Here is a 9,182-nt window from a genome sequence, read left to right as displayed (position 1 = left end):
TGGGTGTAGGCCGATTTTCAGGGTAATTGTTGTTGTCTGTTGGTTCAGAACAACGCAAATTGCGCAGACAACAAAAACCCCACCGGCGCCATTTTTGACGCGCCGAGGCGCCAGGCGTCACTGACCTTAGCCAGACGAAAATGACCGACGCATGGCGCCGGACTTTGGCTGACCAATTGTTGATGGTCTGACCGGATGATCTTCCCCGGACCCACTTGGGCGCTTTTTTTCGCCGGGATTGACGATGGCGTTGTTAGCGGCGCTCCTGGCGGCGGGCGCGCGGCGAGCAGGGCCGTCGCGGCGGGTTGGTTAGTTTTTGACTAATGGCGCCCTCGGCCGGGTCCGCGAACATTCGGCTTGGTGCGCCTCTGGCGGGACGCCCCAAGGTTGAGCCTACAAAAAGGGTGGGGGCCAAAGGCCCTGGCGGCCGGGTCGCCGGCGGCGCGCCAATGGGGACCTTGCGTCGACCGCTAACAATCGGTCCAAGGGTCAGCGAGCAACTTCCGCAACCCTGGGCGCGACCGCCGCCGTCGCCGCGCTGGGGCGGTTCGCGTCAAAAGGGATGCCGCCATACGTGACGGGCTGCTAACGTTGACGGGCTTGTCAGCGGAGCGCTTGGCGGCGGGCGTTTGGCGCCCTAATGGCGAGCCTACAAGAAGGGGCGCCGGAGCCCTTCGCGGCCACATCGGCGCCGGCGCGCCCAAGAGGTCCCAGCGTCGACCGCGGACAATCGGTGGACCGGGTCGGCTCGCCACATCAACAACCCGGGCGCGGCAAGCCTCGTCGCCGCACTGGCGGTTCGCCTCACAGGCGATTTGCCGCCGCACGGGAAATGTGTGGGCCCTTTCGCCTCGGCTGCGACTTGTTGTGGCGTGCGGGCATCGGCGACGAAAGGCGCCAGCGGAATGCGGCTTTCACGGTCCCGCCAATCGCCACGCCATCGAGCCCGTTGAGCGAGGCGAATGCCGTCGCACGATCTGTCTGATTAATACGCCTTCTCTGGCCAGGGCGCCGATCGCAGCGTTTGTCTCCTCGCGTCGCAGATTGCTTTCGTATTGCAGCTTTTCTGCGTTCGTGAGCAGCGCTGGGCTGATCGTCATCGCGCCGATCGCGCCACGGATCGCGGGGGTCGATTTGCACGCGGCGTCAAGGAAGGCGGAGCTGGCGTTCTCCGTCAGATGCCAACGATCGGGAACCTCCATCGAGGCCGCTCGCATGGTGCTGATTCTCCAGAGAAAACATCGGTAACTCGCCACCAAACCTCATCGACTTTGAGCCAGAGACAGTTCCAGGCGCCGAATAACTTGCGGGCTTGTCGGGATTGTTGACCGTCACCTCCCACGAGCGGCAACAAGGGGTCTAGTTCGGGTCAAGCAGGCCGAACAGGCTCACCAGAGCGACGACCGCCGCGCCGAGAGCGACTTCGGCGACGCAGCTTCGCCTCAACGCACGCTGCGCCTTGCAGTCAGATGCCAGTCGCGGCGAGAGGACGTAGCGGTTGAGCAGCGCCAACCCAACCATCGTCGCGACTAGAACGAGCTTGGCGGCGAGCAGCAGGCGATAGGGCGTCGCCGGCGCGAGCCCGCCGGTGGTCAGCGCGACATTGGCAACACCGGTGAGCACGACAATCGCGACGTCGAATTGGCCCCAGAAAGAGAACCGCCGCATCGCCGTCACTGCGCCCGCGCCTAGATTCGGGTCGTCATAGGCCTTGAGGCAGAGCGCGAACATTGGCAGGCCGCCCAGCCATGCTGCCGTCGCCAGCAGATGCAGAGCGTCGTTGGCGCGATGGAGGACGCCGACGGCGCCGGCCTGCATTGCCGCATGGTCAACGAGGCTGAGGCTTGCCAGCAGCAGCGCCGCGCCGACGAGGAGCGCGAGCGTCGGACCGCCGTGGCCGAGCGCTAGCGCCGCGACGAGCGCGGCAGCGACAACAAGCCGCCAAAGCCACACGACGCCAAAGTCCGTATCGGTCAGGACTGCGCTGATCGACCCGAGATCGAAGAACGCTCTCCAGTCGCCGGCCATCGACGCAGATTCGAGCGTGAGCCAGACGAGCGCGCTGAGCGCGGCGGCAGGAATCGCCGCCGCCGCGATGGCGCGCGTCGCCGGTCGAAGGGCATGCGCGAGATCGGGCGGCGCCAGCGCGACGACGAAAGCCGTTGCGCCGAACAGCGTCATCGCCGCGGCGAAATGGGCGAAGCGGCAAAGAGCGAGCGCGGCCTCCATACCGAGCGACCCGACCGCGTCGCCACCGCGGACCGCTACATCCCCTTCATTCCCTTCATGTCCATGCCCTTCATGTCGCCGCTGGCGGCTCCGATGCCGACAATCGGGAAATCAACCGCAACCGCGCCGGCGTGCTCGAAGGTCAGCGTCAGCTTTGCGGTCTCGCCCTTGACTAACGGGTGCTTCAATCCGGTGGGCATGATGTGATAGCCGCCCGGCGCGAGCTTGACGTCGCCATGGGCGGGGATCGCCAGGCCGTCCTTCAGCTCCTGCATTTTCATCACGTTGCCCTGCATCGACATCTCGTGGATCTCGACGTTGGCGAAATCGGCCGAGCCGCCGGTCAACTTGTCGGCGGCGCCGCCGACGTTGCGGATCTCGACATAGGCGGCGCCGACGTCGGCCCCCTTCGGCGTCGCGCGCGCCCACGGCTTCTCGATCGTCAGGTCGCCCGCCTTGATTCCTTCGGCGAGCGCAGGGGCAGCGACGAGTGACAGGGCAAGCGCCGCGGCGATGGCGTGAATACGATTCATGGTTGCATCCTTTCTTTGTCGAGGGTATGCGGCACCGCGTTCACGGCTTCACGGTGAACTGAAAGTCGCCCTGGGTGTGATGGGTGTCGACCGACACGGCGTGCCACGTCACGGTGTAGAGGCCGGGCGGTAGCGTCTTGCCGACCTTGACGATCAGCACGCTTTTGTCGGCTGGATCGACGCTGGGCTGGCCGAGCGGCACGGCGGCGGCGCCTTCCGCAGTCAGCGCGATGCCCGAAAAGCGCGGCTCGACGCCCTCGCTGAACTTCAGCCGAATCTCGGCCGGCGACGTAACCGCGCCGCCGACCGGGGGCATGGCCTTTTCAAGTTGCGCATGCGCGAACGCCGCGGGGGCGGCGAAGGCGAAAGCGAGCGCGGCGGCGATTCTGACGATCGAGCGACGATTCATGGCTGACCCCATTTCGAGATTGGTTTGCCGAGCGAGTCGGGGAAGATGTCGTCGAGGAAGAAGTGCAGTTCGGCGACTGCGCCGATGTTGCGGCCGCTGGCGCTGTTGATCGGGATCAGCGCCTCGACGGCGAGCTGCCATGTGTCGCCTTCGTAGATGACGCCCGGCTGGATTGTGCCGGTGGTGATCTGCGATCCAGATGGAACGTTGGCGATCGGCGTCGAGAAGGCGAACTCCGTCACCGGAACCAGTCGGCGAAGGAAGTCGTTGTCGATCTGGCCGATGTGCGAATTGTAGTAGGGCAGGCTGTACTGGAGGGTGAAGCCCCAATTCAGCGTTGTCGGGTTCTGCAATCCGTCGGTCCAGCTCTGGCCAGGGATCGCTTCGCTGATTTCGGCGGTGATCGCCAGCGGCCTCAGAATATTGAGGCTTGCCGGCAGGTCGCCGAACCCCTTGCCGACGTCGAGGATCGGCGAGTAGGTGTTGAACGGGCTGTATTGAGCGGCCGTTCCGGTTCGACCCCAGCTCACGTCGAAGCCGGCTGAGGCCATGAACTCGTGCTGGGCGAGGCACATGAAATTGTACTTGAGTTCGGTGTCGAGCGCCTGCCAGCCGTAGCCGCCTGGCCTCAGCCAAGAGCCGCCGTCGCTGAACGATAGACCGAGCCCGGGCAGGATCGTCTTCGTCCAACTGAATGTCGCGTCGAATTCCCGCGTGCCGTCGGAACCTTGCGGTTGCGACGTCAACGTCGGCAGCGCCAGTTCGTCGCCGACGCCGGGATCGTCGATGCCGAGGGTTGCAGGAAAGATGCGGTCGCCGCACACGGCGTGAGCGAACGCAGGAGATAGCCAGAGAGCCGCCGCAACGCCGATTGCGGCGCGCGCGACGCTTCGCCAGGTCGTGGAAAGCATGAGAATCGCCTTGAAGTCGCGAGAAACGGGTTCGCGCGCCGCTGGTGAGGGCGCGCGAGCGGATTTCACGTCAGGCGAAGAAAGGTGGGGCTCTGGGCTGGGCGAAACGGATCGCGCGCGCGCGCGGCCGAAAGAAGTCGGCGTGGGTCGGCGGCGCGCCGTCGGCGATCGCTAGTCGTTCGGGAAGGGCTGGCGGCGGGGCTTCGAGCAGGGCTGCGTGCGAGGCGAATTGGCACAGCGGGCAACCGACGTCGCAACCGTCGCGCTGGTGGTCATGCGTCGGCGACGATGGGTCGTCGCTCTGCGTGCAAAGCACCGCGGCGGGGCCGAACGTCGCATTGAGTTCCGCCGCTACTGAGGCGAGGTCGTGTTGCGGCGACGGATGGTGATAGGGCAGCGCGATGAGTTGGGCGAAGACCGCAAGCGCGGCGAGCAGCATCGCCAGACGCGACGCCGCTCGCGCTGGCCGCGCGCTGCGCATTCTCGCCTTCCGTTCATCCGGTTTCGCCACAGCAAACCATTACAGCCCGACATGGGCCGCGCCCGTGCGCCGAATTAGCGGCGCCGCCGCGGGGTCTGTCAATTGGAGAACGGCAGGATAGGTGCGAGCCGGCCGTAGGCGAATTCCAATTTATGGCCGAGAGCAGACTGATGAGGGTTGCGACGAGGCATTGGCGAGATGAAGGTGTCGGCGCGTTTGTCTTACCGGGACACGACACGGCGAGTGTCCTTGAGGCGGCAGAAAAGGCGCTTGATGACATTGCAGCCATTTTAGGCGCGCTTATCTTAGCGATGCAGATGTTTTCGAGTTGGGTTGGGCGGGACGACCGTCGCGACGCCGCGCCGATCGAGTTCCTCGCGCAGGCTGTTGGCCTCGTACGCAGTTAAGCACAGTTCGGGCTTCCAGCCGCGAGCCCGCTTCGAACTAACGGTACTCGATGAATGCGCTCATGCCCTTCGCCTGATCGGCCAAGTCCGCTGGCTCCAATGTCCTGGCAGCGACGGCGGCCGCACAGGTGAGCTGCCACTAGCACACCTCCGTCCGCGCCGCCGCCGCTCCATCCGCCCGGACGCTCTACGGCGCGCGCGTCATTCGCTCCGCGGATAGCGTCGCTCGGATTCCAAAACATTGAGGTCCATGTCGTTGCGCATGTAGCGGCGCGAGGCCGGTTCGTGGGGCTGGAAATCCCACGGCGTGTAAGTCCCCTGGCGCAGCGCCTCATAGACGATATGGCGGCGGCGCTGGCTCGCCCGCACCGCTTGGTCAAAGGCGGCGAGGTCCCAGCGCGCTGCAAAGCGGCGCTCGAAATCATCCCAGAGGTCGGAATGGTCGGGGCGGAGCGCGAGGTTCTCGAGTTCGTGAGGATCAGAGTCAAGATCGTAGAGTTGCGGCGGATCGGGCGGCGCCCAGATCGCCTTCCATCTTCCGTCGCGCAACGCGACCATCGGCGCGATGGAGCCCTCGGCAGCGTATTCCATCGCCACCGGCGACCGCCCGCCGTGCCCGCGGGCGAGCGGGACGAGGCTCTCGCCGTCGAGCCAGGCGGCGCCGGCGTCAAGCGGCGCTTGGGCGAGTTGGCAAAGCGTCGGCAAGACGTCGAGAGTCGAAACCGGAGTTTCGATGCTGCGCGGCGCCCAGCCGGGTGCGGCGATCATCAGCGGCACGCGCGCCGAACCCTCGAAGAACGACATCTTGTACCAGAGGCCGCGTTCGCCGAGCATTTCGCCGTGGTCGGAAAGGAAGACGACCGCAGTCGATTCTGCCATGCCGCAGCGGTCCAGAATCGCCAGCAGCTCGCCGAGCTTGTCGTCGACATAGGAGATGTTGGCAAAATAGGCGCGCCGGGCGCGGCGAACTTGTTCGCGCGTTGGGTTCGTCGCCAGCTGGTCGCAAGCGATCATCAACCGCTGCGCGTGCGCATCCTGCCGCTCGAACGGAATCGGCGCGACGACGGGATCGAGAGCCTCGCTTGCGGCGTAGAGGTCGAAATACTCCGGTCGCGCGACATAGGGGTCGTGAGGGTGGGTGAGGCTCACCGTGAGCGACCAAGGGCGTGGGTCGCGGCGACGCGACAAATCGTGCAGTTTGCGCGCCGCGTAGTAGGTCACTTCGTCATCGAATTCGAGCTGGTTGGTGATCTCGGCGACGCCGGCCCCCACGACCGAGCCCATGTTGTGGTACCACCAGTCGATCCGCTCGCCCGGGTTGTCGTAATCGGGCGTCCAGCCGAAGTCGGCGGGATAGATGTCGGTCGTCAGGCGCTCCTCGTAGCCATGGAGCTGATCGGGACCGACGAAGTGCATCTTGCCGGAGAGCGAGGTCTGATAGCCGGCGCGCCGCAGGTAGTGGGCGAAGGTCGGGACGTCCGCAGGAAATAGTGCAGCGTTGTCGTAGACCCCCGTCTTGCTCGGCAATTGCCCAGACATCAGCGAAGCGCGCGAAGGCCAGCACAACGGGCTTGGCGCGTAGGCGTTGCAGAAGCGAACCGACCGCTCGGCGAGCGCCCGCAGGTTCGGGGTGTGGAGAAACGCCGCCGGCCCATCAGGGAACAGCGTGCCCGTGAGCTGATCGACGATGAGGATCAGCAGGTTGGGCTGGGATTGCGGCATCGTGGCGGGCTCCTGTCCAGCAACCGACGATTATTCTATCAATTCGATCAATACGATGCATTATGACCCAAGACAATGGGAAGCGTCGCCCGAAGCAAGTCGCGATTGGAGCGGGCACACTGTTTGTCTACTAATTTGATCAACATAATTGACTTATAGGGCGCGCCGTGCTGTTTTCCCTTTTGCGGCGGCCAACCCGGCAATGAGGCACGGGAGCTCGCCGATCTCAGCGCCCCATTGCGCGGGCATATCGAGGATCACGAATATGAAACTTACTCGGTTGGTTCGCGCCGCGGCGGTCGGCGCGCTCGCCGTGTTCGGCGCCCCCCTGGCTCACGCCGCCGACAAGAGCGTCGTCGTCGCCTACCAGACGGACGCGCTGCCTTCGTCGGTCGCCATCGCTAACGGCGAGTTCGAAAAGGCGACCGGCTTCAAGATCGATTTCCGCCGCTTCAACTCCGGCGCCGAAATCTTCGCCGCCATCGCTTCGGGCGACGTGCAGATCGGTTACGTCGGCTCGAGCCCGTACGCAGCGGCGACCTCGCGCGGCCTCGACGTCAAGGCCTTCTATCTCGCCTCGATCTCCGGCACCGACGAAGCGCTGGTCGTGCGCAATGGGTCCGGCATCAACTCGCTCGCCGATCCGCTGATCAAGAGTCTCGGCCTCACCGAGAAGGACGTGCAGGTGTTCGCGATCCCGCAGCCCGACATCGTCGCCGGCTACAACCGCGGCGACCTCGATGGCGGCTTCGTCTGGGACCCTGCGCTGACCGAGTTGAAGAAGAACGGCAAGGTGATCATCACGTCGAAAGAGGTCGCCGAGAAGGGCGCGCCGACCTTCTCCGCCTGGGTCGCCACCGCCGCCTTCGCCAAGGCCAATCCCGACTTCCTCACGACCTTCTCTGGGGTCATCTCCAAGTATCAGACTTCGTTCGTCAAGGAGCCCGAGCGTTGGGGTCCTGACAGCGACAACGCCAAGTTGCTCGCCAAGCTGCTCGGCGGCAAGCCTGAGGATCAAGCCGCTGCGCTCAAGAATCTCAACCTTCTGCCCATCGACGTCCAAGTCTCGGACGCCTGGCTTGGCGGCGGCGAGAGCTCTGGCCTGGCGAAGATCCTCAAGGACACGGCGGTCTTCCTGAAAGACCAGAAGAAGATCACCGATGTGCTGCCTTCCTACGCCGCTTTCGTCACGCCTGACGCAGTGGCGGCGCTGAAGAAGGCCGGCTCGTAAGGCGGGCTGCAGCGCGTCCGGCGCGATCGAGGGTTTCTCTCGTCTCCCACAAACGACGCGTCGCCGGCTCGCTCGGCGGCGCGACTTTTGCTCTCTGGGGCAGCGACACGAACAGGAAACGAATTTGCTTCGCGTCGACAACGCTTCGGTCTTTTTCGCCGCGCGCGACGGGCGTCCCGTGCATGCGCTGGACCGCGTCTCGTTGGAAATCCCCGAACGCGGTTTCGTCGTCGCCTTGGGAACTTCGGGCTGCGGCAAGTCGACCTTGCTCAACGCCATGGCGGGATTCTTGCCCCTGTCGTCGGGGTCGATAGAGCTGAACGGTCATCCGGTCACGGGACCGGGCGCAGAACGTGGAGTCGTCTTCCAGAAAGACGCGCTGTTGCCGTGGCGCAGCGTCGCCGAAAACGTCGCTCTTGGGTTGAAATTTGCCGGGACCGGACGCAAGGAGCGGCGCGAACGAGCGCTCGAACTGCTGCGCCTTGTCGGCTTGCAGGACTTCGCCGACGCCGCCCCCTATGAGCTTTCCGGCGGCATGCGCCAGCGCGTCGGCATAGCGCGCGCGCTTGCGCCCGATCCGGCGATCCTGCTGATGGACGAGCCATTCGGCGCGCTCGACAGCATGACGCGCGAACAGATGCAGGAATTGCTGGTCGACGTTTGGGCGCGCACCGGCAAACAGGTCTTCTTCATCACCCATTCGATCGAAGAGGCCCTTTTCCTCGGCACGCAGGTCATTGTCATGTCGCCGCGACCCGGCCGCATCGTTCACCGTTACGACCTCCAGTTTGTGAGTGCTTTCGCGCGCGACCGCGACGCCAGGGCGATCAAGACGGCCCCTCAATTCGCGGCGCTGCGTGAAGAGATCCGCGCCGTCGTCCACCAAAGCGAACCCACCCGGAGTTCTGTCTCATGACCGATCTCGCCGTCCTATCTCTTTCCCCTGAAGCTGATGTCGCGCCGCTGCCGCGGCTCGTCAGAATGCGAGAATTCGGCGTCGGCAAGGCCTCCTCCGCCAGGATCAGCGTCGTCACCGGCGCCGTCCTGGTCGGCCTGTGGTGGGGCGCGTCGGAGTTGCACCTCTCGTCGCATCTGTTCTTGCCGACGCCGACCGAAGTCATCAATGCGGCGATCTCGGTCTTCAAGGACGGCTACGCCAACGCTTCGCTCTGGGAACATGTCAGCGCGAGCCTCAGCCGTATCCTGGTTGCGGCCGCGATCGCGGTCGTTCTCGGCGTGCCGATTGGGCTGCTGATGGG

The 9,182-nt window shown here is 65.0% G+C and carries 10 protein-coding genes and 1 pseudogene; 4 read left to right on the top strand and 7 right to left on the bottom strand.

The window, feature by feature from the left end:
- Positions 1-914 precede the first annotated feature (914 nt).
- The 6 genes from ABSF49_RS18370 to ABSF49_RS18345 all read right to left on the bottom strand — a co-directional run bounded on the left by ABSF49_RS18370 (position 915) and on the right by ABSF49_RS18345 (position 4,563).
- Positions 915-1,202, bottom strand: coding sequence for a hypothetical protein (locus tag ABSF49_RS18370; RefSeq protein ID WP_424114090.1), 288 nt, complete (start codon positions 1,200-1,202; stop codon positions 915-917).
- A gap of 157 nt (positions 1,203-1,359) precedes the next feature.
- Positions 1,360-2,229 carry a copper homeostasis membrane protein CopD gene (gene copD / locus ABSF49_RS18365; protein WP_424114089.1) on the bottom strand — a complete coding sequence of 290 codons (870 nt, stop codon included), beginning with the start codon at positions 2,227-2,229 and terminating at the stop codon, positions 1,360-1,362.
- 35 nt (positions 2,230-2,264) lie between these two features.
- On the bottom strand, positions 2,265-2,762 hold the full coding sequence (locus tag ABSF49_RS18360; protein WP_424114088.1) for a copper chaperone PCu(A)C: 498 nt from the start codon (positions 2,760-2,762) through the stop codon (positions 2,265-2,267).
- 40 nt (positions 2,763-2,802) lie between these two features.
- A complete protein-coding gene (copC, locus tag ABSF49_RS18355; protein WP_424114087.1) occupies positions 2,803-3,171 on the bottom strand; it encodes a copper homeostasis periplasmic binding protein CopC in 369 nt (122 codons plus the stop codon).
- A complete protein-coding gene (locus ABSF49_RS18350) occupies positions 3,168-4,082 on the bottom strand; it encodes a hypothetical protein (protein WP_424114086.1) in 915 nt (304 codons plus the stop codon). Before ABSF49_RS18350 ends, copC begins: the two co-directional genes overlap by 4 nt.
- 70 nt (positions 4,083-4,152) lie before the next feature.
- Positions 4,153-4,563, bottom strand: a complete 411-nt coding sequence (locus tag ABSF49_RS18345; protein WP_424114085.1) for a DUF2946 family protein — start codon at positions 4,561-4,563, stop codon at positions 4,153-4,155.
- A 170-nt stretch (positions 4,564-4,733) separates the two neighbouring features.
- Here ABSF49_RS18345 and ABSF49_RS18340 point away from each other — a divergent pair, with 170 nt between their 5' ends.
- Complete coding sequence (locus ABSF49_RS18340; protein ID WP_424114084.1) at positions 4,734-4,970, top strand: hypothetical protein; 237 nt, start codon at positions 4,734-4,736, stop codon at positions 4,968-4,970.
- Positions 4,971-5,171: 201 nt separating this feature from the next.
- Here the strand turns inward: ABSF49_RS18340 and betC are convergent, their stop codons facing one another.
- Complete coding sequence (gene betC, locus ABSF49_RS18335) at positions 5,172-6,692, bottom strand: choline-sulfatase (protein ID WP_424114083.1); 1,521 nt, start codon at positions 6,690-6,692, stop codon at positions 5,172-5,174.
- A gap of 265 nt (positions 6,693-6,957) precedes the next feature.
- Between betC and ABSF49_RS18330 the strand changes: the two genes are divergently transcribed.
- The 3 genes and pseudogenes from ABSF49_RS18330 to ABSF49_RS18320 form a co-directional block, all read left to right on the top strand.
- Complete coding sequence (locus ABSF49_RS18330; RefSeq protein ID WP_424114082.1) at positions 6,958-7,923, top strand: taurine ABC transporter substrate-binding protein; 966 nt, start codon at positions 6,958-6,960, stop codon at positions 7,921-7,923.
- A 124-nt stretch (positions 7,924-8,047) separates the two neighbouring features.
- Positions 8,048-8,839 carry a taurine ABC transporter ATP-binding protein gene (locus tag ABSF49_RS18325; protein ID WP_424114081.1) on the top strand — a complete coding sequence of 264 codons (792 nt, stop codon included), beginning with the start codon at positions 8,048-8,050 and terminating at the stop codon, positions 8,837-8,839.
- Positions 8,836-9,182: pseudogene (locus ABSF49_RS18320) on the top strand (taurine transporter subunit); the annotation flags it as partial. The gene ABSF49_RS18325 and the pseudogene ABSF49_RS18320, both read left to right, overlap by 4 nt.

The organism is Roseiarcus sp., from assembly GCF_049514155.1.
Taxonomy (GTDB): domain Bacteria; phylum Pseudomonadota; class Alphaproteobacteria; order Rhizobiales; family Beijerinckiaceae; genus Roseiarcus.
This window is presented reverse-complemented; position numbering and strand designations above follow the sequence as displayed.

What these genes read in the sequence shown, in the direction of transcription:
- ABSF49_RS18370 (WP_424114090.1), bottom strand. Translation starts at nt 1,202, where the DNA reads ATGGAGGTTCCCGATCGTTGGCATCTGACGGAGAACGCCAGCTCCGCC.
- copD (WP_424114089.1), bottom strand. Translation starts at nt 2,229, where the DNA reads ATGGAGGCCGCGCTCGCTCTTTGCCGCTTCGCCCATTTCGCCGCGGCG.
- ABSF49_RS18360 (WP_424114088.1), bottom strand. Translation starts at nt 2,762, where the DNA reads ATGAATCGTATTCACGCCATCGCCGCGGCGCTTGCCCTGTCACTCGTC.
- copC (WP_424114087.1), bottom strand. Translation starts at nt 3,171, where the DNA reads ATGAATCGTCGCTCGATCGTCAGAATCGCCGCCGCGCTCGCTTTCGCC.
- ABSF49_RS18350 (WP_424114086.1), bottom strand. Translation starts at nt 4,082, where the DNA reads ATGCTTTCCACGACCTGGCGAAGCGTCGCGCGCGCCGCAATCGGCGTT.
- ABSF49_RS18345 (WP_424114085.1), bottom strand. Translation starts at nt 4,563, where the DNA reads ATGCGCAGCGCGCGGCCAGCGCGAGCGGCGTCGCGTCTGGCGATGCTG.
- ABSF49_RS18340 (WP_424114084.1), top strand. Translation starts at nt 4,734, where the DNA reads ATGAGGGTTGCGACGAGGCATTGGCGAGATGAAGGTGTCGGCGCGTTT.
- betC (WP_424114083.1), bottom strand. Translation starts at nt 6,692, where the DNA reads ATGCCGCAATCCCAGCCCAACCTGCTGATCCTCATCGTCGATCAGCTC.
- ABSF49_RS18330 (WP_424114082.1), top strand. Translation starts at nt 6,958, where the DNA reads ATGAAACTTACTCGGTTGGTTCGCGCCGCGGCGGTCGGCGCGCTCGCC.